This window comes from Stenotrophomonas muris (assembly GCF_052751275.1).
Genome location: NZ_CP199879.1, coordinates 2436708 through 2459141 on the forward strand (window position 1 = coordinate 2436708; position 22434 = coordinate 2459141).

Genomic DNA, 22434 nt, shown 5'->3' on the forward strand with positions numbered 1-22434 from the left:
CTCAGCGCAGCATCTGCTGCAGAGCACCGGCGATATCGGTAAAGGCGCCGTTGAGATCCGGGCCCTGCGTGGCGGTCGTTGCCCGGGCCAAGGGACGGCCCTGCGCAGCGACGATGATCTTCAGCGAGCGCAGCAGGCGTGCCGCCGCTTCGGCCTGCGGGTGGCCCTCGCGCTGGGCGCGCAGCAGCGCCTGCACCGCCGGGTTGTCGAGGTTGAGGTACAGCCGCGAGGGTGCGCGCGATTCGATGCGTGCGGTGAACTGGCGCGCCAGGCGCAGCGCCGCCATCGAAACGCGCTTGTCGTTCTCGTCGTCTTCCAGGCGCTGCTTCAGTTCGGCCTCGCGGTCGGGCACCACCACCACCGGCAGTGCTTCCGGGCTGAAACGCGCCGGCAGCAGCTGCTCGCCATCACCCAGCTGTTCGCGCAGCCAGGCCAGCTGCGCGTCGTCGAGGCTGTCATCGCTGCGGAACAGTGCGCGATTGCCCTGCTCGGTGCCGAGTTCAACCAGGCGCAGGCCCTTGGCCTGGGCCCAGCGCCGCAGGAACGGCACCACGGCGTAACGATGGCCATGCGCGACCGGCACCCCCATCGCGCGGAACAGCATCTCTTCGAAGCCACCGCCATTGTCGAGGATGACATGCACGGCACCGCGCGCCGGCAGGGCACTGGCCGGCAGGTCGCCCTGCGAGGTCGGCACGCGCACATGCTCCATCAGCAGGTCGAACAGGCGGTCATCGCACAGCGCCGCGCCCAGCAGCGCCTCGTTGTGGCGGCTCAATACGCGTCGCCACGCCTCCGGCTGCTGCCGCGCAACGTCGGCCAGACCATCGATCAGCGCCTCCAGCAAGGCATGTTGCACAGCGCGGTACTGGTCATCGCGCTGCAGGTCTTCGCGGCTGGCGGTGGGAGTCAGCCGCGAGGATTCGATCACCCCGCCGATGAAGCCGGCCCACGGCGGCAGCAGGTCACGGGCATCGTCATCCAGCAGCATGCCGCGCACGAACACCGACAGGTTGCGGTTGTCGCTGGTGCCATAGGTGGCCCCATCCTGCACCCACAGCAGGCCGGTGGCATCGCTGTTGCCGTCGGCACGCAGCGGCACGGTGACGATCGGCTCGAAATCGTGCTCGAAGCGCGCGGCGAACTGCAGTGCCTGGCGGCGTGCCTGCACCGGGTGCACGGCCACGTCACCCTGCCCCCGCCACGGCGGCGGCTCGGGGTTGAGCGCTTCGGTCGCAGCACCGATGAAGATCGGTTCGGACAGCAGCGCGCAGTAGCGGCCCAGCACCTCATGCAGGCGCGCCTCGTTGGCCAGCGGCAGGAAGTCCGGATGCAGCTCCAGTTCCACCTCGGTGCCGACCGCACGTGCCGGCACTTCGCTGACGGTGTACTGCTCGGCATTGCTGGACACGTACAGATGGCCCAGCTCCGGCGTCTGGTACGAGGTGGTACGCACGCTGACCCGGCGCGCCAGCACGAAGGCCGACAGGAAGCCGAGGCCGAACATGCCGATCAGGCCTTCATCATCCTCGCCGCCCTGGCGCAGGCCACGGGTATAGCCGACGCCGACGGTGGCCAGGTAGTCGTGGATCTCCTGGCGGGTCAGGCCGGCACCGGTATCGGTGATGCGCAGCACGCCGGCACCGGCATCGACCTGCACCGAAATGCGCGAAGGCACCTCGACGCCGGGCTGCTCGATGCGGCGGCGGATGATCGAGTCGTGCGCGTTCTGCACCAGCTCACGCAGCGCCACCACCGGGGTGGAATACAGGTGCTTGCCCAGCACCGTCATCAGTCCATTGAGATCGACCCCGGCACGACGGATCTCGGCGTTGGGGGCGGTGAGCGCGGTGTCCTGCATGTAATCGTTTACTCCTGGGCACGGAAAGGCGCCAGAGGGCGCCTTCGTCGAGCGGGAAAAACTAGCACAGCCAGCCTGACCGTTGCCGTATATGACGTATGTAGAGGCAGGCCCCGCAGCAGCCCCCGTGCCTCACGCCGCGTCGATGGCCTCGGACAGGCGCTCCACCGCGATCACTTCCATGCCTTTCACCAATCCGCCCTTGGGCGCATTGGCCTTGGGCACGATGGCGCGCTTGAAGCCATGGGTGGCGGCCTCGCGCAGGCGGTCTTCGCCATTGGGCACCGGTCGGATCTCACCGGACAGGCCCACCTCGCCGAACGCAATCGTCTTTTCCGCCAGCGGCCGGTCCTGCAGCGAGGACAATACGGCCAGCAGCACCGGCAGGTCGGCGGCGGTTTCCTGCACGCGGATGCCACCGACCACGTTGACGAACACGTCCTGGTCGCCGACCAGCACGCCACCGTGGCGGTGCAGTACCGCCAGCAGCATGGCCAGGCGGTTCTGCTCCAGGCCGACCGCGACACGGCGCGGATTCGACAGCGGCGACGCATCGACCAGCGCCTGCACCTCCACCAGCAGCGGCCGGGTGCCCTCGCGGGTGACCATCACGCAGCTGCCCGGCTGATGGGTGCTGCCGCCGGACAGGAAGATCGCCGATGGATTGGAGACCTCCTTCAGGCCCTTGTCGCCCATCGCGAACACGCCCAGTTCGTTGACCGCACCGAAGCGGTTCTTGAACGCGCGCAGCAGGCGGAAGCGGCTGCCGCTCTCGCCCTCGAAATACAGCACTGCATCGACCATGTGCTCGAGCACGCGCGGGCCGGCGATGCCGCCCTCCTTGGTCACATGGCCGACCAGGAACACGGCCGTGCCGGTCTCCTTGGCAAACCGGACCAGCCGCGCCGCGCTCTCGCGCACCTGGCTGACCGAACCGGGCGCGGCGGTCAGGCTCTCGGTCCACAGGGTCTGCACGGAGTCGGCCACGATCAGCCGCGGGCCGGCCTTGGACGCATGCTGCAGGATCGATTCGACCCCGGTCTCGGCCAGTGCGTTGACCCCGTCCAGCGGCAGCTCCAGGCGGTGCGCGCGGCCGGCGACCTGCGCCAGCGATTCCTCGCCGGTGACGTACAGCACCGGCAGTTCGGCCGCCATCTTCGCCACCGCCTGCAGCAGCAGGGTCGACTTGCCGATGCCCGGATCGCCACCGACCAGCACCACCGCGCCCTCGACCAGGCCACCGCCCAGCACCCGGTCGAACTCGCCGATGCCGGTGGAGACCCGGCGATGCTCGGTCTGCTCCACGTCCTTCAGGGCGGTGATCTTCGGCGGGTCGATCTTGCCGGCCCAGCCGGCCCGGCGCGAAGCCGGCGCCTTGGCCGCCGCCGCGCTTTCCAGCACGATCTCCGACAGCGAGTTCCAGGCGTTGCACTCGGTGCACTGGCCCTGCCACTTGCTGAATTCGGCGCCGCATTCATTGCAGACGTAGGCGGTGCGGGCTTTTGCCATCGGATGATTTCCAGCAACGGGAACAGGCGTGGCAGGATAGCCGAGCCGGGTCGCAGGTGCTGCGACCACTCAAGTCCTGCCCACCTGCGCCGATAGGGGTCGCGGGCGTGCGCCTTGCGGGCGCCCCTCCCTCCCCCACTGGATTCATCATGACTGGCAGCTACAGTCAGAGCCTGGTCATCATCTCCCTGCTGGTGGCCATTCTTGCTTCGTACACGGCGCTGGACATGGCCGGGCGCCTGGCCACGGCCGAGGGTCGCGTGGCCCGCTGGTGGCTGGCCGGCGGCGCGGCGGCCATGGGCCTGGGCATCTGGTCGATGCACTTCATCGGCATGCTCGCCTTCGACCTGCCGATTCCGGTGGGTTACGACCTTGGCATCACCCTGTACTCGCTGGCGGTCTCGATCGGCGCCTCGGCCTATGCGCTGTGGCTGGTGTCGCGGCCCAGCCTGCCGTGGCGCCGGCTGCTGGCCGGGGCCGTGCTGATGGGCCTGGGCATCGCCACCATGCACTACCTGGGCATGGCGGCGATGCGCATGCAGCCGGGCATCGACTACCACCCGGGCTGGTTTGCCGCCTCCATCGCGGTGGCCATCGGTGCCGCCGGCGCCGCACTGTGGATCGCCTTCCGCCTGCGCGCCGAGCGGCGCAACACCCTGCTGCTGCGCGCGCTTGCTTCGCTGGTGATGGGCCTGGCCATCGTCGGCATGCATTACACCGGCATGGCGGCGGCGCGCTTCCCCGAAGGCAGCATCTGTGGCGCCGTCGGCAGTGGCGGCATCGACACGCGCTGGCTGGCGGTGCTGGTGATCGTCACCACCGTGGCCACGCTGGGCATCGCTCTGGTCGCCTCGCTGTTCGACCGGCAGATGCGCGTGCGCACCGGTCTGCTGGCCGATTCGCTGGCGCACGCCAACGACAAGCTGATCCAGGCCGCGCTGCACGACCCGTTGACCCAGCTGCCCAACCGCATGCTGCTGCAGGACCGCATCGAGCAGGCGATCGAGAAGGCGCGGCGCCGCAACCATGCAGTGGCGGTGATGTTCTGCGACCTGGACGGCTTCAAGGCGGTCAATGATGCGTACGGCCACCAGCTCGGCGACCGCCTGCTGGTGGCGGTGGCACAGCGCATCGGCGGCCAGCTGCGACCGCAGGATACGTTGGCCCGCCTCGGCGGCGATGAGTTCGTGATCGTGCTGGCCATCGACATTCCCGACGATGCGGTGGTGGTGGCCGAGCGCATCATCGCCGCGGCCGGCGAACCGTTCCTGCTGGATGCGGCCGAACTGCAGGTCAGCGCCAGCCTTGGCATTGCCCTGTACCCGGATGACGCCGGCAACGAGCGCGAGCTGATGGCCCACGCCGATGCGGCGATGTACCACACCAAGGAAACCGGGCGGAACGGCTACACCTTCTTCACCCCGTCGATGCAGCTCAGTGCCAACCGCCAGCTGCGCCTGCTGCAGGACCTGCGCAAGGCCATCGCCCGCGACGAACTGATCCTGCATTACCAGCCCAAGTTCCCTGCCGCCGGCGCACCGGCCACCGGGGCCGAAGCGCTGCTGCGCTGGCAGCACCCGGAGCTGGGACTGCTGGCGCCGGACGTGTTCATCCCCATTGCCGAGCGCAGCGGCCTGATCCTGCCGATCGGTGACTGGGTATTGGACCGCGCCTGTGCGCAGCTGCGGGCATGGCACCAGGCCGGGCATACGGAATGGACAATGGCGGTGAACCTCTCGCCGCTGCAGTTCGCCTCGCCGGCACTGCTGGACAGCGTGCGCGAGGTGCTGCACCGGCACCGGATCGAACCGGCGCGGCTGACCCTGGAGATCACCGAGACCACGGCGATGAAGGACGTCGATGCCAGCCTCGCGATTCTCAACGACCTGACCGCGATGGGCGTGCACATCGCCATCGATGATTTCGGCACCGGCTATTCCAGCCTGCTGTACCTCAAGCGCATGCCGGCCACCGAACTGAAGATCGACCGTGCGTTCGTGCACGACCTGGAGCGCAATGACGAGGACGCCGCCATCGTCTCGTCGATCATCGCGCTGGGCCGCACCCTGCAGCTGCAGGTGGTGGCCGAGGGCGTGGAGACGCAGGCGCAGCGCGAGTACCTGAGCGAACTGGGGTGTGATCAGTTGCAGGGTTACCACCTGGGCCGACCGATGGACGCCGAGGAATTCCTGCGCCGGGTGGGGTGAGGCGCCAGGTCCGGGGTCGGATCCCTTGCCGCAGGCAAGGGCTCTGACCCCATCCACGCATGGCGTGGATCTCCTGGTAGAGCCGGCCGCTGGCCGGCTTCGCGTAATTGCCGGCCAGCGGCCGGCACTACCAGCCTGGTGGGTGCACGAAACGCGCAACCACAGCAAACAGAAAGGCCGCCCGAGGGCGGCCTTTCTGCGTGGCAACGTCGCGAGGACGTCAGTGCATCATGTGCACGTTCATGTTGTGCATGACCCACAGGGTGCCGATCACGATGATGCCGATCACCACAACGGTGAAGGCCGCAGCGTTGACGTTCCAGCGGCTTTCCGAAGAGCGGTCCAGGTGCAGGAAGAACACCAGGTGGACCAGCATCTGCAGCACCGCGGTGACCGCGATCACCACACCGTTGACGGTGCGCGAGAAATCACCCGACATCACCATCCAGAACGGGATGACGGTCAGCACCACCGCCAGCACGAAGCCGATCAGGTACGACTTCACGCTGCCGTGGCTTTCGCCGCCGGTGCCGTGGTCGTGTGCGTGGTTGTCATGTGCCATTACAGCGCTCCATTGAGGTAGACGACGGAGAACACGCCGATCCAGATCAGGTCCAGGAAGTGCCAGAACAGGCTCAGGCACGCCATGCGGGTCTTGTTGGTCGGGGTCAGGCCGTACTTCTTCAGCTGCACGAACATCACCAGCAGCCACAGCAGGCCGGCGCTGACGTGCAGGCCGTGGGTGCCGACCAGGGCGAAGAACGCCGACAGGAAGGCACTGCGGTCCGGACCGTAGCCCTGATGGATCAGGTGCTGGAACTCATAGACTTCCATGCACATGAAGCCGAAGCCCAGCAGCCAGGTAACCGCCAGCCACAGGAACATCTGGCCAACCTGCTTGCGGTGCATGGCGATCATGCCCAGGCCGAAGGTCAGCGACGAGGTCAGCAGCAGCGCGGTTTCCCACGCCACGAACGGCAGTTCGAACAGGTCCTTCGCGGTCGGGCCACCATCGGTACCGCCTGCCAGCACCACGTAGGTGGCGAACAGCGAGGCGAAGATGAGGCAGTCGCTCATCAGGTACACCCAGAAACCGAAGACGGTGTTGCCGCCGGTGTCGTGGTGCTCGTGGTCGTCATGGCCATGGGCCGCCGCGTGCGCGGCGTGCCCGTGGCTCAGGGTCGAGGTATTGGTGCTCATGCCTTCAGCTCCGACTTCACCAGGCCCTGGGCTTCCAGGTGCTTGCGGTGTTCGTTCTCGATGCGTTCCACCTCGGCGGCCGGGACCCAGTAGTCCACGTCCTGGTCGAAGGTGCGGTAGATGAACGTGGCGATCATGCCGACGAAGCCGACGATGGCCAGCCACCAGATGTGCCAGATCATCGCGAAGCCGAACACCAGGCTGAAGGCACCGATGACAACGCCCGTGCCGGTGTTGCGCGGCATGTGGATGTCGGTGTACTTGGCCGGCTTCGGCCAGGCTTCACCGCGCTGCTTGCGCTCCCAGAAATCGTCCAGCTCGGTGACTTCCGGCAGCGTGCCGAAGTTGTAGAAGGCCGGCGGCGAAGAGGTTTCCCACTCCAGCGTACGGGCATCCCACGGGTCGCCGGTCAGGTCGACGGTCTTCTTGCGGTCGCGGATCGAGACGGCCACCTGGATGATCTGGCACAGGATGCCGGCGCCAACGATGAAGGCACCTGCGGCGGCGATCAGCAGCAGCGGCTCATAGGCCGGGTTGACCGTGCTCTGCAGGCGACGGGTCATGCCCATGAAGCCCAGCACGTACATCGGCATGAAGGTCACGTAGAAGCCGATGAACCAGCACCAGAACGCGCACTTGCCCCAGAACTCATTGAGGCGGAAGCCGAACATCTTCGGCCACCAGTAGGTGATGCCGGCGAACATGCCGAACACCACGCCGCCGATGATGACGTTGTGGAAGTGGGCGATCAGGAACAGGCTGTTGTGCAGCACGAAGTCGATGGCCGGGATCGCCAGCATCACGCCGGTCATGCCGCCGATGACGAAGGTGACCATGAAGCCGATGGTCCACAGCACCGGGGTGGTGAAGTGCACGCGGCCGCGGAACATGGTGAACAGCCAGTTGAAGATCTTCACGCCGGTCGGGATCGAGATGATCATCGTCGTGATGCCGAAGAAGGCATTGACGTTGGCACCGGAGCCCATGGTGAAGAAGTGGTGCAGCCACACGATGAACGACAGCACGCCGATGCAGGCGGTGGCGTAGACCATGCCCTTGTAGCCGAACAGCGCCTTGCGCGAGAAGGTCGCGATGACTTCGGAGAACACACCGAACGCCGGCAGGACCAGGATGTACACCTCCGGGTGACCCCAGATCCAGATCAGGTTGATGTACAGCATGGCGTTGCCGCCACCGTCATTGGTGAAGAAGTGCGTACCCAGGTAACGGTCCAGGGTCAGCAGCACCAGGGTGATGGTCAGCACCGGGAAGGCAGCGACGATCAGCACGTTGGTCACCAGGGCGGTCCAGGTGAACACCGGCATCTGCATCAGCTTCATGCTGGGGGTACGCATCTTCAGGATGGTGATGAAGAAGTTGATACCGCTCAGCGTGGTACCCAGGCCTGCGACCTGTAGACCCCAGATGTAGTAGTCCATGCCGACGCTTGGACTGTATTCGATGCCCGACAGTGGCGGGAATGCCAGCCAGCCGGTGGCAGCGAACTCACCGATCCACAGCGACAGCATGATCAGCACCGCACCGGACACGAACAGCCAGAAGCTGAGCGAGTTGACGAACGGGAACGCGACGTCGCGCGCACCGATCTGCAGCGGCACGGCCAGGTTCATCAGGCCGGTGATCAGCGGCATCGCCACGAAGAAGATCATGATCACGCCGTGGGCGGTGAAGATCTGGTCGTAGTGGTGCGGCGGCAGGTAGCCCTCGGAGCCACCGACGGCGATGGCCTGCTGGGTACGCATCATGATGGCGTCGGAGAAACCGCGCAGCAGCATGACGAAGGCGACGATGAGGTACATCACGCCGATCTTCTTGTGATCCACCGAGGTGAACCACTCCTTCCACAGATAGCCCCACAGCTTGAACTTGGTGATCAGGGCGACGACGCCCAGGCCACCAAGAACCGCGCCGATCAACGTCGTCAGGACGATCGGATCGTGGGGGATCGACTCAAGAGAGAGTTTTCCCAACATGTTCATTCTCCCGAACCCGCGTGGCCGGCATGGCCTGCGTGTTCGTGTTCGTTGGCATCCAGGTTTTCACCCGATTCCTTGGAATCATGCGCGTCACTGGGGGCATGGCCCTCGTGCGCTTCATGGGTGGCGGCATCGGCAGCGGCGGCACCGGCATGCGAGTGCTTCATGCCGTAATGCTTGTTGTCGCCCATGTGCTTGGCGATGACCCAGTCGAACAGGCCTTCTTCGGTCTTGCCGAAGTAGGTGACCGGATACCACTCGGCGTTGCGTGCTTCACCCAGCGCCTTGAACGAGGCCTTGTCCAGGGTCTGCTCACCGGCGCGGACCTGGTCCAGCCACTGGCGGTATTCGGCATCGGTGACCGAGTAGGCGGTGAAGTGCATCTTGGCGAAGCCCGCGCCGCTGTAGTGCGAGGACATGCCCGGGAATTCGCCGGTCTCGTTGGCGATCAGGTGGAGCTTGGTCTCCATCGCAGCCATCGAGTAGATCATGCTGCCCAGGTGCGGGATGAAGAACGCATTCATCACCGAATCGGACGTGATCTTGAAGTTCAGCGGCGTGTTGACCGGGAACTTGATTTCGTTGACGACCGCCACCTTCTCTTCCGGATAGATGAACAGCCACTTCCAGTCCAGCGAGATCGCCTCGATGGTGACCGGCTTGACGTCCGAATCCAGCGGACGATACGGGTCCAGTGCGTGCGACGAACGCCAGGTCAGGACCGCCAGCACCAGCACGATCATGCAGGGAATGGACCACACCACCACCTCGATCGCCGTCGAGTGGGACCACTTCGGCTCGTAACGGGCCTTGGTGTTGGAGGCGCGATACTTCCACGCGAACGTCAGGGTCATGATGATGACCGGGATGACGACCAGCAGCATGAGCACGGTGGCCGTGATCAGCAGGGTCTTCTCATCCTGGCCGATCTGGCCCTTCGGACTGAGGATGGCCACCGCATCGCAACCGGTGAGCATCACCAGCAACGACAGCAGCAGGCCCGGGCGCAACCAGCGCCCAAGGGTTTTCAACGGAATCATCGGTCGATCCAATTGCGAGGGAATGCCGTTCCCCGTCCCTGCCTGTTCCGGCCAAAAGCCGGTCCCACCGGTCCGGAAGACAGGCAGGGAGGTGGGGTCGAGTCAGCCTTTCAATTTTAGGCCGTCACCCACCATTTAAGAAAGGCATTGACATTGATCGAGCGCAGGAAAGGCCCGATTCTGGCTGCGACACGTTGTCGCACCGCGCAGGTGTGACGGGCGCATGACCCAGGACTGCGTCGCGGCCCCGCGCGCTCGTGGGGCCATTCGCCCTCGTTCGGCAAAGTCACCTGAACCGGTTCAGCGTACTGGCGGGTACCTGGCGTGGGATGCTCTGCACAGGAGGAAGCCCCCGATGGACAAGATCGACTTCAGGAAGCGCGACCGGGCGCTCTATCAACCGCCCGCCGGCAGGTTCGTACCGGTCGATGTGCCGCCCCTGCCCTACGTGATGGTCGATGGTCGCGGCGACCCGAACACGGCCCCCGCCTACCTGCAGGCCGTGCAGTGGCTGTATTCGGTGAGCTATGCATTGAAGTTCGCGCTGAAGGCCGAAGGGCGCGACTACGTGGTGCCACCGCTGGAGGCGCTGTGGAGCGCCGAGGACCCGGCCAGCTTCATCGCGCGACGCAAGGATGAGTGGGCCTGGACCGTAATGATCCGCACGCCCGAGGGCATCGGCCCTACGCAGTGGCAGGTCGCGATCAGCAAGGCGCGCACGAAGCTGGGGGATGCGCCGCCCAGCCTCCGCCATGAAATCCTTGCCGAGGGCCCCAGCCTGCAGACCTTGCACGTGGGCGCCTACGACGACGAAGGCCCCGTCCTGGCGCATCTGCATGACGAAGTGATGCCCGCACTGGGTTACACCTTCGCCGGCCCCCATCATGAGATCTACCTGAACGACCCGCGCAGGACCGACGCGGCGCGGTTGAAAACCGTGCTGCGGCAGCCGGTGCGGCCGATCAAGCCTGATGAGGATTCCGGCACATGACACAAGGAATGCCATGCACCTGATCAACCGACTGCTGCACTGGACCACCCTGCCCGCCGGGCGCCGCCTGATGGCCGTGCTGGGTGCCACGCTGATGATCGTGCTGGCCTGCAATCCGGATCTGCTGCCGTTGTTGCCGGTGGTGGATGCGCTGGGCCTGGACGTGCTGATGCTGTTGCTGGGTGCGCAGGTGGTGGCGGTCCTGCCTTGGGTGCGGGAGTGGGCCGTGCGCGGGACCAGAGTGCTCGCACACACCTGCTGATCGGCGCATCGGCCGGAGCAGCAGGTGGCTATCTCCGGCAGCTCGCGTGGTGGCTGGCACGGGATGCAGGGATGAGGAGACGTTGATGAAGGCTTGCAGCCTTCAGTGAGGTGACCATCCAATGATCACCGGCAGGCGCAAACAAAAAGCCCCGACCAAGGCCGGGGCTTTTCATTACAACTGGTGCCGGAAACAGGAGTCGAACCTGCGACCTACGCATTACGAATGCGCCGCTCTACCAACTGAGCTATTCCGGCCTAGCTGGACATTGTAGGACTACAAGCAACATGCGGTCAATGGCTGCGCATCTACCCTCTTCATGGGCCAACAAGCCGCTACCAGCTACTGATAGTGGCTTTCACGGATGACCTTGGAACATCGCTGGTCGAGATCAACATGAAATGACTTCAGTCCACCTTCTGGCAGCAGAACCCTGTCATGGACGTGCTGGACTGAGAAGCCAATATCTGCGGTGCCGGAAGACTCCTCCGCAATGCGATACATCTCCCGTTTCCATCCCCTCGTCTCTTGGACGTAAGTCTCGATTGTCGTCACGCATCTTTCTAGCCCTTCCAACCCCTTCTCACCTCGGGGCTCCTTCGCTGCACAGCCGCCTGCCATCAGCAATGAAAACAGCAGCCCCACTTTCAAGATGACTGAGCGTTTCATCTGCGTCCCTCCATGATAGGTACGAACTCATAACCCTCATGACTTCTAATCATCCCAGGCACTCCCATTTCTTCAAGGAACTGATAGTCATACCCGTTAGCTGCAGGGCGATAACCCTCTTCCCGAGTATTCGGGTGAGTATGGAAGAATCCTATAACTCGGCAACCACACTGAAACTCTGAAGGCTTGAAAAGCACATCCTGCCCCATTTGAGCACGAGTACCAGGTTGAGCACGAATCAATTGAGGGGCGCCAACCAGGTTCGGAGCCACGATCCACCCTCCTTGTTCCCGCTTCAGCGATCCAGGTTGCCCCCACAATACAGTTGGCGCATCGGGGTTGGAGTCCTGCCAAGCTCGCTCCATCTGCCGCTTCAGCCCAGGATCTCTCGTCCAAGCAGGATCAGTCGATTGCGGAGAGCGACCGTAACTTGGTGACGCCGAAGTTGACTGCCTGCTTCCCACTGCCCCCGTGCCCATCGTTCCTCGACCTGCAGAAGAACCACCGTATGCCCCCTGCTCCAACTGGCAGTCAGTGTCTTTGCCACATGCTCGCCGGCCATCGGGATCAAAGTAGCGATATGGGTTCGAATTGGCATACCTGTAGCGTCCGAATGCTCCCACCGAATCGCTTTGGGGCGACACCGGATCCACACTAAGGAACACACCAAGGATTGGATCCATATACCGCTGCTGCATGTAACTCAAGCCCGTCGAAGCATCACTCACGTGCCCTGCATAGCCAGGCCCATCAGCAACGGACCCACCAACCACGGCGCCATAGGGCTCATAGGTGGTACGCCGGATAACGCTGCCAGCCGCGTCAGTCTCAGCGACCGGTGACCCTAACGCATCGGTATGGATATAGGTAATCGTCTCCGCAGCAGCCTGATTGAACAGTCCACCCAGAATCAGCGCGGCCCCACCTACGGTTCGACTCACCAGCATCTTCATTCCTGCGTTCATCGCGCCCACCTCAGTTCGACCAGGCCGAGCACGCCTGCGCGTTGCAGGCACGCACCTTGTAACCACCCTGGCAGCGCGTATCGAGGTCGTAGCCGATGCCTTCTGCCCTATAGGTCGCGCCGCCGCTGCTTGAACGCATGTTGTAGTAGGTGGCACCCGGCGACGCATTCCAGATGACCGAGCAGATGTTGGGGCCGCTCTTTACGATCCTCACACCCGTAGGTACGGCCGGCGCACTGGAAATCGCAACCAGGCCAGCAGCAGAACTGGGGCTGCAGCCTGCGGGATTGCAAGCACGACCACGGTAGTAGAAGTTGCCTCCGCCGCCCTTGCTGAGGGAAACGGCTCGATCCCCCGCAATCAGCGACCAGTTGGCGCCGTCAGTACTTTCGTCGATTTCATAGCGCGTCGCGTCCGCCACTTCCAGCAGGGAGATCGAGTAAGCCGCGCCGATTCCCACCCCATCCGGCACGCGCAGGACCGGGGTCGCCGGAGGACCAATCACGCGCACGCCCGCTACCGCGGACCACGGTCCGCAACCGGCGACATTGCAGCCACGCACCTGGTAGTCCCACTGTCCCGGCCAGCGGCCGCCTCGGGCCACGGCGGTCGCACCGTCTTCCTGGGCGAGTCCGAAGCCACCCCCATTGAGCTGCTCCATCAGCTGGTAGCTCGTCGCTGCGGGGATTGCGCCCCACCACATGCTCACGGTTGAACTGTAGCTCACGCCACCGAGATTGATCGCCGTGGCTTGGACCGGTGGCAATGTCACGACGATACTGCCTACGGCGCTTGACGCACTGCACCCGGCGTCATTGCATGCAAAGGCACGATAGGCGTAACTGCCGGCGATTCGTCCGCTGATGGCCAGTTGATTCCCACTGATCCGGTTGATCTCAGTCCATGCTGCTCCGTTGAATTGTTCTTCAATGCGATAGCTGCTGGCCTGTGCCACGCTCGAAACAGAGACGGCGTAGCTGCCGTTGTAGCTCGCAGCAGGTACCGACAGTGCGGGTACGGATGGGGCATACAGCGCGGTAATCGCCGCTTCGGCCGAGTAGACGCCGCAGCCCTGTGGATTGCATGCTTTGACCCGATAGCGATAGGTGCCTGCCGGTTTGCTGGTCACTTGATAGGTGCGGCCAGCACCATCAAAGACCACGCTCCATCCACCACCCACGGCCTCTTCAAGCACAAAGCGGGCGGCACCCTGTACCGCTGACCAGCTCAGGAAATAGGTTCCGTTGATACCTTGCGCCGGTGCAGTGATCACCGGCGCAGCGGTGGGAGCAAGCTCCACCTGGATGGAGGCTTCCACACCCCAAGCACCGCAGACAGTGCCATTGCAGGCACGGCCACGATAGCGATAGACGCCGGAGCTTCGCCCGGCCAGCGAAACGTTCAGCGCAGGCCCTTGATAGACAGCCTGCCAGTCACCGCCACCCGACTCCTGCACCTCGTAACGCTGCGCACCGGCAACGGCTGTCCACTGCACCGCAAACGCACCGTCCGCGCTGTAACCCGGAACCGTTACGACCAGTGCTGCAGGCGCGATATCCACGGCACGCTTGGCAACAAGGCTGCCGTTGAGCTGGATATAGTCAAAGCCCTTCGCCTGGCGCTGATCGTGCTGATAGCGCAGCACGCCATCCTGCCCATAGAGGGAACGAATGTTGCCATTGGGCGCACTGGCCAGGGTGCGGCGTCCATGCGCGTCGTACTGATAGGCCTCCTTGCCATCGACCTCGCGCAGGCGATTGCCGTAGTCGAACCGGAACGCGACGCCATTGCGGATCTTCAGGTTACCCTGGCTGTCATAGCCAAGCCCGGTCACGGTCGCACCACTGCCGACATCCCGCACGTTCGTCAACCGATTGTTGAAGTCGTACTCAAAGGACTGCCGCCGTGCGCCGACGCTGGCGGTGACGATATTGTCCAGAACGTTGTACGCATAGCTTGCGTTTCCGAAGCTGGCCGCCGTCACCGTGGTCAGACGATCCAGGCCGTCGTAGCGCATGTCGCGGTTTCCAGGGGCTGCCGGCAGGCCGTCACTGATGGCCGCCACATTGCCATTGGCATCGTAGTCGTAGCCGTCATCGATGACCTTGCCACCTGAACCACTGTCGGTGCTGCGATCGGGCAGGCCGCGCGCGTTCTGCGTCATCTGATGCACGACGCCGTTGCCATAGGTGAAGCCGCTCATGCCGCCGTTCGCGTAATAGCGCACGTTGGTGGCGAAGGCTCCGGCTCGCGTCGGCTGCCCCAGCGCATTCGGGCCGTAGTCGATCGTCAGGCCGGACGGCTGCACATGGGTTGCCAAGGCACCGTTTGCATCGTAGCCATAGCCCAGCGCCCAGGCCTCGCCACCGTCGTAGGCCACGCTCTCGGACGTGGGCAGTCCGCGCAGGTTGTAGGTGTAGTCGTTGGTGGTGATGGCGCCGTTGTTGCGGGTCTGCACACGCTTCACTTTCCCGCCAGGCCAGTAGTTCCAGTCCTGATCACCCTGGCCATCCGAGAAGCGCAGCGTCAGCAAGCGATTCATGCTGTCGTAGGTCCGGTCAGCCCGCGAAGGCGACGCATAGGCAGCCTCGCTCTCACATTGAGGGCCCAGCAACGTCAGGCCCGAGGCAGACCAGAGCAGATTGCCTGCGGCGTCGTAGCCCATGCCGGTTGCACCGGTCTCAGGCTCCATGCTCTTGCACAGGCGCTGGGCGCCGTCATAGACATACTGCCGCCGCACACTGACGCTGCCATCGTAGTTGCGCCGCAGGATCGACAGCGGCTTGCCCAGCGTGTCGCGCTGAATCTCCGTCACCACTCCCTCAGCGTGGAGAATCCGGATGGGCGTGTCCTGGCTGGGCTTGCCGTACATCAGGTAGTCGGTGGTGGTGGCAATGCCGCGCGGATTGGTCACCTTTACGCTGCCTCCGCCAAGTTGCTCGGTGGTCGTGACAAGCCGCCCCAGTTCGCTGTCCTGCTCGCTGCGATTGGGGCGCCCGAGTGCGTCATAGCCGGTATAGGTGCCGGGCAGCGCCGAGCGGAAGTCGGACGCCGTGCGCGTCGGATAGGAGGTGAAAACCGGGCGCCCATTGCTGTCATAGCGGGTCACCGTCTGGCGCAATGTACCGCCACGGTCCGCAGCGTCGAACGACTCTTCCAATACTGGGCGCCACAACCCGTCGTAGTACGTCACCGCGCGTGCGTTGCCGGTACTGGACTCGCGCTTCCAATGGCCTGCTTCCAGCCCGATCTCCGCGCCCGCCACCTGGAAGAACCGCGTTGTGGAAGGATTCCAGGCCACGCTGTCATTGGCGGCCTGGGTCGCCAGTACGATCCGGCCCATCCCGTCGTAGTCGAAACTCCGGCTGGCACCATTGGGCTCCACCGCCGTGCGCACCCAGCCATTGTCATCCACCTGCAGCGAGGCACTGCTGCCGTCCGGGTACGCAACACTCTGCGGCAAGCCGCGCTTCCAGCTGCCCAGCGCAATGGTATTGCCCTTGCCATCGGCCACGGAGGCGAGCGTGCCATCGGCGTGATAGCCCAGCGTCTGCTGCAGCACGCCGAAGGCGTAGGTGCGTTGCGGGCGCGCCATCGAGTCGAACTCGGTACGCTCGGTCTCGATCTCAACGCCGCCAACGCTCTGTGTGCTGCGCCCGACCTGGCCGAGTATCCAGCGGCCGGTGTCGTCGAAGTAGGTGGTTCTCAGCGTCCGCGAGCGTCCCAACGAGTTACTCTCGGTATGCACCACCGGCCGCACATGCGCGTCGAACTGATCGGTCGTGTTGACGAAGTTGACGCCATCCTGGCTGAGCACAGATTGCTTCAGGGGACGAATCTTGACGGCGAAGGGATCATCGGCTGCGGTCATCGAACCGTAGCTGTCCGGGAACGGTCCGGCCTGGACCTCGTCCGAACTCATATAAGTATTGGTGGTGACCTGGACGATCTGACCGTCCGGAGCACGCACTGCCTCCTGCAACAACTGCCCCTCGTTCTCATCGAGTTTTCGTCCGAACACACTGTGACGGCGCGTACCATCCGGTTCCACGATCGTCGACACCGCGGAATTCGGTAGACCCGAGTCATACCCACCCGACTCGTAGGTCCAGGTCAGGTTGCCCAAGCCCGGCCCCGTCAGCGTCTTGCTGGTGATCGCGAAGAGGTCGAACGCATTGGAGGCGCGTTGCGCGTAGCGCCCACCGCCCATGTCTGCGCAAGCGGTACTTTTTACACCCAGCCGGGTGCGGCGCAGGTACTTGAACTCAAACTGTCCACGCGTTCCAGATGGGTGGGTCGCGATCAGGCTGAATCCAGACTGCTCGAACGTGGGCTTGGTGCAGAGCTTCGGTTCGCCATCCCAGCTCTGATATTCCGGATTCAGGCCACCGAACCCACCGTCCTGCCAGCTGTATTCGTAGCCCAAGCGCGCGCCATCAGGCTGCTGGACGGCGCGCAGCGCGGGCCAGCGTGCAAATCCCATCCCACCGGAACCTTCGTTGTACTCGTAGCTCCAGGTACGGCCATTGGCTGCCGCACTGGCAATGCGGTCCCCGGCATAGGCAATGGAGATGGCGCGACCATCACTGCCGCGAATGCCAACCAGCTTGTCGCCCGAATAGTCATAGGCTACCCAGTTGCCGTGGCGATCTTCGACCCGGCTGGCCATCAGCAGAACACGCACCAGCTTGGACCCCATGCCTTGGCCCAGCTCCATGAAGCCAGCCGTTCGTTCAATCCCCACATTGAAGAAGTAGCGATTCCCCGATGCATCCACGCCCAGGAATCCTTCGCCGGGATAGCCATTGGCCGTCGAGCCCAGGCAACTGAGGCGCATGTTGCCCCGAGTACCCCAGCGATAGGTTTCACCGCTGGTGGGTTTCGGGTTGGAGGCGTTGGCGATCAGCAGCATCTCCTGCTCGCCCTGGTCGGGGACACGCACCTGCACGCCGGTCCAAATCTCGAAGGTGCCCACGCCGGTACGCGTCTTGGGGTAGAAGGTCTGCGAGCAACGCTGGGTGGCGCCATTACCCGACTCGTTCCACTTCCAGATGGAGTCGAAGGTGGCGTGCATGTAGGGGACTTCGATGTCCCAGCTGCCGAATCCCCCCAACGGCTGCCGGTCCTTGAAGGACTGCACAGCGAGGCGACGCTGCAATCGCACCGGCAGCGCGTTGTTGCCTGGCAGGTCGATGTCGGTAACGACAAATTCGGTCGACCCCGAGCTGGGGCTGATGCTATCCCCGAACAGGCTCGAGTTCAGCGGTGCCAGCCCCTCGCCGTTCTTGATCTTTTTGTAGTACTCGGTATGCGGGGTAACCGGGCTGCTCGCCCAGCTCCCCCCGGATGACATGGCCAATGCCGCGCCCAACAACGCCTGCCACTGCCAGATACGCATGGAACATCCCTTTGTCCAAATGCGTCGGCAATCACCAGACGTTCGGTAATCCACCGACGTGTGCTGGCGTCATGTTCCGGCCGGAAAGTAGCTGCGCCGTCCCTTGCGCCCCCCTGTACCTTCAGGGGCACAAGCCCCTTCACGACAGCTTCATATGATATTCATCCAAAGTAAATACCCCAAGCGAGGAATGGGCGAGGCCCATTTCCGCATCGTGTCTGCTAAGCCCTCACCCGGTTCGCACACACCCGCCCCTCCGCGAAATCCCGCAGGTTCCCCAGCGTGATCGCCGAGATCTCCTGCAGCGCCTCAACGGTAAAGAAGCCCTGGTGGCCGGTCACCAGCACGTTGGGGAAGGTCATCAGGCGCTGGAAGGCCTCGTCGTCGATGATCTCGCCGGAAAGGTCCTGGAAGAACAGCGCGCTTTCCTGCTCATAGACGTCGATGGCCAGGTGGCCGAGCCGCCGCGACTTCAGCGCGCGGATCACCGCATGGGTATCGACCAGCGCTCCGCGTGACGTGTTGACCAGCATCGCGCCGGTCTTCATCCGCGCCAGCGAGGCGTCGTTGATCAGGTGCTGGGTATCGGGCGTCAGCGGGCAATGCAGCGAGACGATATCGGCGCGCGCCAGCAGTTCATCCAGTCCAACCCTGTCGCCCACGCCGGCAAAGGCCGGCGACGGATACGGATCATGCCCCAGCACGGTGCAGCCCATGCCATGGAAGATGCGCGCGGTGGCCAGGCCGATCTTGCCGGTGCCGACGATGCCGACCGTGCGCCCATGCAGGGTGCGCCCGAGCAGGCCATCGAGCATGAAGTTGCCCTCGCGCACGCGGTTGTAGGCGCGATGGGTCTGCCGGTTGAGCGTCATCACCAGCGCCAGCGCGTGCTCGGCCACGGCTTCGGGGGAATAGGCCGGCACCCGTGCGACGAACAGGTCCAGCGCTTTCGCGGCGGCCAGGTCCACATTGTTGAAGCCGGCACAGCGCAGCAGTACGGCGCGTACGCCCAGCGCATGCAGCGCGTGCAGTACCGGCGCGTCGAGGCGGTCATTGACAAACACGCAGACGGCGGCGCAGTCCTGTGCCAACGCAGCGGTATGCACGTCCAGCGCGGCATCGAAGTACACGAACGCAAAGCCCTGCCCGGCCGCATCGCGCTGGTTGGCCTCGTCGAGGAAACGACGATCGTAGGGGCGGGCACTGAAAACGGCGATCTGCATGACGGGGCCTGGCGGGAGTTCCCTGCCGACCATACCGCAGCACCTGCCCTGATGGGATGGCCCCGGCGATACGCATATCGCCGGGGCCGGGTACCGCTTAGAACCGGTAGCCCAGGCCCAGCATCACGCCGTTCTGGATCTGCCCGTCGCGGCGCTCACCCACGTAGTCGGCCATGATCGACAGGCGCTCGCTGGCGCGACTGGTCACGCCCACGTTCCAGGCCAGCACCTGTTCGCCCACGGCCTGGCTGCTGGCACCAAACACCAGGTCCGGGGCCGCAGCAAAACCGGTGCTGTAGCGCGCCTGTGAATCGCCCAGCTCCTTCTGCCAGACCACGCGGGCGCGCGGGGTGATGCGCTCGCCGTTGTTGCCCTCGAAGGTCTTGAACAGCTGCAGGCCGGCACCCACGCGGATGCTCTCCAGGCTGCCGCTGCGCCCCACCAGCGCGCCAGCGCCCTGCCCTTCGTTGAAGCGGGTGGCCGAGGTCCGCGCGTAATCCACCACCGGCAACAGCGGCTGGATCACCAGTCCCTTGCCGGTGGTGAAGGAGAACGCATGCTCCACCCGCGCCGAGATCGCGTCGTTGCTGTATCGGGCACGCAGCGGCTGTTGCAGGCCATCGATGGCCGAAAGGCTGCGGCGGGTATCGTGGCGCAGGTCGGTGTAGCGCACGGCCGCCGACAGGTAGCCACGCGAATAGGTCGCATCCAGGTAGCCGCCCACATCCAGCGCGCGCACGTCGCCACTGAAACCGGAGCCATCGCTGGCCTTGGTCGACATATCCGCGGCGGCCACGCTGACGCCGAGGGTGACGCGGTCATCGGCCACGCGCGTGTCGGCACCGACCACGATGCCGCCGATGTTATGGCTCAGGCCGGCCACACCACCGTCGGCGTCGATGCGGCCATGGCTGGCGAAACCGCGCGCCCACAGGCCACGGCTGCCACCCGCCGCGCGGCTGTCGCCAGCAGCCTCGCCGGCCGGCTCGACCAGATGCATGGCCAGCTGGTTGAACAGGCTGCCATGGCGCATGCCCGGCTGCGCCGACACCGACTGCGCCGCCTGCGAGGCCAGGCCATCGGCATCGCCGCCACTGCGCATCGCCGCCTGGTGCTGCTGCACCACGTTGCCGATGCTGCCCAGCAGTGCATTGTCGGCCAGGCGCAGGCTGGCGTGTGCATCACCGCGCAGGGCGCCGGCCTGCTGTGCGATCACATCGCGGTCGGCGAACTGCAGTGCGCCGAGCAGCGACTTCAGGCCGCTGTCCTGGCGATCCGATGCGGCTGCCAGCGCGCGCCCCAGTCCATCGCCGGAGGTGCCGTTGGCAAACAGGCCCAGCTGATCGAAGCCCGGGTTGGCGGTCAGCCACAGCCCGTCGGCCGTCTGGTTGACGTTGAAGCTGAGCAGCGAATTGTGGCGCGGGCGGAATACTTCGCCCGCGGTGATGCTGGCGCTGTAGCCGGTGTCGCCCAGTCGCACGGCATCCTGGAAACCGCCCTGGTAGATCGGCCCTTCCACCAGATCGCGGCGGTAGCCGCCGGCATAGAAGCCCTGGGCGACGTTCAACGCCAGGTGTGCGCCCTGCGCGATCACCAGCGCCCCCTCTTCGGCCCCGCCATCGTAGAAGCTGCCGACGCGCAGGCGGCCACTGCCGGTGCCTCCGGCCTCGGTAACATCGAACAGCACCTGCCCGCCGGGCATGATGTTGACGTAGCCGTGGGTCACCAGATCACCGCCACGCGGCATCAGCGTGCCGAACACGCGCAGTCGGTTGAAGCCGTCTTCGCGCCAGGACGGGCCGGTGCCATCCAGCAACGCATCACTGTCGGTGCCGACCGATGCGATATCGCCATGGCCAACCACCACGCTGCCCGGCATCACCCGCAGCTCGGGGGTACGCAGCGCGCCGCCCTCCAGCGCGATGGTGCCGTTGTCGACCAGCATGAAATCGGCGCCGGTGGTTTCGGCGGTGCGCCAGGTGGCGCCATTGCTGACACGGATCACGCCCGCCGAACCTGCCAGGGTGGACGCATCCAGATCGGCCAGCCGCAACTGGCCGCGCAGCTCATCCTGGAGGTCGGGGTCGGCAAGCAGCTGCTGCAGCGACTGCGTGCCGATGCCGTTCGGCCCCCGCGTGGAGACGTTGTACAGGCTCACCGCGTAGTTGATGTAGGTGCTGGCCCAGTCGGTGTTCCAGCGCGCGAAATCGTCGTCGACGAAGGCCTGCAACTGGCGCGCGGTGCGCAGGTAGCCCGGATTGATGTCGCCGCTGACGTTGCTGGTCACATGCAGGGTGTCGCCCGGATCGCGATAGCCTGCCGTGTTGATGATGTTGTTGCCGCGGATGTCCTGGCCCGGGAACGACTCCAGCTTGCTGCCGCTGCCATCCGGATCGAAGGTGACCGATGTACCCGTGGTGCGCGCCGGGTCGCGGAACACCAGCAGGCCATTGGGCCGCACCACCTCATACATGGCCTTGTGCAGCAGGCCGGCATCCATGCCGCCGCCATAGTTGCCGGTGTAGATCTGGGTCATGCGCGGCGACGGTGCGTAGGTGATCCTGCCACCACTGCTGGCGGCATGGATCTGCACCGAATCGACCAGCGGCAGGTCGCCGCCGAGATAACGGTTGACGCCGCCGGACTGCATGATCGAGCAGGACGAAATGCAGTGACCGGACACAATCGTGTCCAGGCCCTGGGTGCGGATCACCGCCTGCAGCCACTCGCCGGCGATCAGCGCGCCACCGTTGGACGTGCGCAGCACGACTTCGCGGATCGGGCGTCCTTCGGCCTGCGCCTTGGCCAGCAGCGCGGGCAGCGCCACCACATCGGCAACGGTTACGCCGCCGCTGAGGAAGACGCGATCGTCCTGCACGTGATAATTCATTGCCATGACGTCATCAACCGCCGCCATGGCGGTGATGCCCAGCAACGCTGCCAGGGCCAGGCTCAACTTCGAATGCTTCATGTGTTCTCTCTCTCCACCCGCAACGCACGGGTCGAAAGTTCAACGTCCGGACGGTGCGCCCTCCCCCAGTGCAGCGCCCCTCGAAACATGAACGCATTCACAATGGATTCGTGGGCCACGCACACTCTTCCCCATCCGGTC

General features: G+C 64.8%; 13 protein-coding genes, 1 tRNA gene and 1 pseudogene. 3 read left to right on the plus strand and 12 right to left on the minus strand.

Annotation, left to right across the window (positions count from 1 at the left end; all coding sequences use genetic code 11):
• Position 1 precedes the first annotated feature (1 nt).
• The gene (locus ACUVWL_RS11325) at positions 2-1861 is read right to left on the minus strand and encodes an ATP-binding protein (RefSeq protein ID WP_049441477.1); all 1860 of its coding nucleotides are present in this window, start codon (positions 1859-1861) and stop codon (positions 2-4) included.
• A gap of 132 nt (positions 1862-1993) precedes the next feature.
• Entirely contained in the window at positions 1994-3370 is a 1377-nt protein-coding gene (gene radA, locus ACUVWL_RS11330) for a DNA repair protein RadA (RefSeq protein WP_445978352.1), read from the minus strand.
• A gap of 149 nt (positions 3371-3519) precedes the next feature.
• Here radA and ACUVWL_RS11335 point away from each other — a divergent pair, with 149 nt between their 5' ends.
• The gene (locus ACUVWL_RS11335; protein ID WP_049404407.1) at positions 3520-5577 is read left to right on the plus strand and encodes a putative bifunctional diguanylate cyclase/phosphodiesterase; all 2058 of its coding nucleotides are present in this window, start codon (positions 3520-3522) and stop codon (positions 5575-5577) included.
• A 220-nt stretch (positions 5578-5797) separates the two neighbouring features.
• On the opposite strand, the gene cyoD is transcribed toward ACUVWL_RS11335, so the two are convergent.
• The 4 genes from cyoD to cyoA are packed head-to-tail and all read right to left on the minus strand — an operon-like array spanning position 5798 to position 9814.
• Positions 5798-6139 (minus strand): cytochrome o ubiquinol oxidase subunit IV, encoded by a 342-nt coding sequence (cyoD, locus tag ACUVWL_RS11340; protein ID WP_005415725.1) that lies wholly within the window; start codon positions 6137-6139, stop codon positions 5798-5800.
• Positions 6139-6777: a cytochrome o ubiquinol oxidase subunit III gene (gene cyoC, locus ACUVWL_RS11345; RefSeq protein WP_014646393.1), complete on the minus strand. Its 639-nt coding sequence runs from the start codon at positions 6775-6777 to the stop codon at positions 6139-6141. Before cyoC ends, cyoD begins: the two co-directional genes overlap by 1 nt.
• Positions 6774-8771 carry a cytochrome o ubiquinol oxidase subunit I gene (cyoB, locus tag ACUVWL_RS11350; RefSeq protein WP_032956371.1) on the minus strand — a complete coding sequence of 666 codons (1998 nt, stop codon included), beginning with the start codon at positions 8769-8771 and terminating at the stop codon, positions 6774-6776. The genes cyoC and cyoB overlap by 4 nt, the downstream gene beginning before the upstream one ends.
• Before the next feature lie 2 nt (positions 8772-8773).
• The gene (cyoA, locus tag ACUVWL_RS11355) at positions 8774-9814 is read right to left on the minus strand and encodes a ubiquinol oxidase subunit II (RefSeq protein WP_014646391.1); all 1041 of its coding nucleotides are present in this window, start codon (positions 9812-9814) and stop codon (positions 8774-8776) included.
• Between the two features lie 355 nt (positions 9815-10169).
• On the opposite strand from cyoA, the gene ACUVWL_RS11360 reads away from it, so the two are divergent.
• Entirely contained in the window at positions 10170-10805 is a 636-nt protein-coding gene (locus tag ACUVWL_RS11360) for a GyrI-like domain-containing protein (protein ID WP_262224945.1), read from the plus strand.
• 13 nt (positions 10806-10818) lie between these two features.
• Positions 10819-11153 (plus strand): annotated as a pseudogene (locus tag ACUVWL_RS11365) (hypothetical protein).
• 95 nt (positions 11154-11248) lie between these two features.
• Here ACUVWL_RS11365 and ACUVWL_RS11370 read toward each other — a convergent pair.
• From ACUVWL_RS11370 to ACUVWL_RS11395, 6 genes are all read right to left on the minus strand, one after another.
• Positions 11249-11324: transfer RNA gene (locus ACUVWL_RS11370), tRNA-Thr, on the minus strand.
• Positions 11325-11409: 85 nt separating this feature from the next.
• Positions 11410-11736: a hypothetical protein gene (locus ACUVWL_RS11375; protein ID WP_041863164.1), complete on the minus strand. Its 327-nt coding sequence runs from the start codon at positions 11734-11736 to the stop codon at positions 11410-11412.
• Positions 11733-12701 carry an RHS repeat domain-containing protein gene (locus tag ACUVWL_RS11380; RefSeq protein WP_087786596.1) on the minus strand — a complete coding sequence of 323 codons (969 nt, stop codon included), beginning with the start codon at positions 12699-12701 and terminating at the stop codon, positions 11733-11735. Before ACUVWL_RS11380 ends, ACUVWL_RS11375 begins: the two co-directional genes overlap by 4 nt.
• 10 nt (positions 12702-12711) lie before the next feature.
• Positions 12712-18099, minus strand: coding sequence for a hypothetical protein (locus tag ACUVWL_RS11385; protein WP_445978353.1), 5388 nt, complete (start codon positions 18097-18099; stop codon positions 12712-12714).
• A 221-nt stretch (positions 18100-18320) separates the two neighbouring features.
• On the minus strand, positions 18321-19322 hold the full coding sequence (locus ACUVWL_RS11390) for a 2-hydroxyacid dehydrogenase (protein WP_445978354.1): 1002 nt from the start codon (positions 19320-19322) through the stop codon (positions 18321-18323).
• A gap of 97 nt (positions 19323-19419) precedes the next feature.
• A complete protein-coding gene (locus ACUVWL_RS11395; RefSeq protein ID WP_445978355.1) occupies positions 19420-22293 on the minus strand; it encodes an autotransporter domain-containing protein in 2874 nt (957 codons plus the stop codon).
• Positions 22294-22434: the final 141 nt, after the last annotated feature.

Coding starts and splice junctions, on each gene's coding strand:
- ACUVWL_RS11335 (WP_049404407.1), top strand. CDS start 3,520: ATGACTGGCAGCTACAGTCAGAGCCTGGTCATCATCTCCCTGCTGGTG.
- cyoB (WP_032956371.1), bottom strand. CDS start 8,771: ATGTTGGGAAAACTCTCTCTTGAGTCGATCCCCCACGATCCGATCGTC.
- cyoC (WP_014646393.1), bottom strand. CDS start 6,777: ATGAGCACCAATACCTCGACCCTGAGCCACGGGCACGCCGCGCACGCG.
- ACUVWL_RS11380 (WP_087786596.1), bottom strand. CDS start 12,701: ATGAACGCAGGAATGAAGATGCTGGTGAGTCGAACCGTAGGTGGGGCC.
- cyoA (WP_014646391.1), bottom strand. CDS start 9,814: ATGATTCCGTTGAAAACCCTTGGGCGCTGGTTGCGCCCGGGCCTGCTG.
- ACUVWL_RS11395 (WP_445978355.1), bottom strand. CDS start 22,293: ATGAAGCATTCGAAGTTGAGCCTGGCCCTGGCAGCGTTGCTGGGCATC.
- ACUVWL_RS11385 (WP_445978353.1), bottom strand. CDS start 18,099: ATGCGTATCTGGCAGTGGCAGGCGTTGTTGGGCGCGGCATTGGCCATG.
- ACUVWL_RS11390 (WP_445978354.1), bottom strand. CDS start 19,322: ATGCAGATCGCCGTTTTCAGTGCCCGCCCCTACGATCGTCGTTTCCTC.
- ACUVWL_RS11325 (WP_049441477.1), bottom strand. CDS start 1,861: ATGCAGGACACCGCGCTCACCGCCCCCAACGCCGAGATCCGTCGTGCC.
- cyoD (WP_005415725.1), bottom strand. CDS start 6,139: ATGGCACATGACAACCACGCACACGACCACGGCACCGGCGGCGAAAGC.
- radA (WP_445978352.1), bottom strand. CDS start 3,370: ATGGCAAAAGCCCGCACCGCCTACGTCTGCAATGAATGCGGCGCCGAA.
- ACUVWL_RS11360 (WP_262224945.1), top strand. CDS start 10,170: ATGGACAAGATCGACTTCAGGAAGCGCGACCGGGCGCTCTATCAACCG.
- ACUVWL_RS11375 (WP_041863164.1), bottom strand. CDS start 11,736: ATGAAACGCTCAGTCATCTTGAAAGTGGGGCTGCTGTTTTCATTGCTG.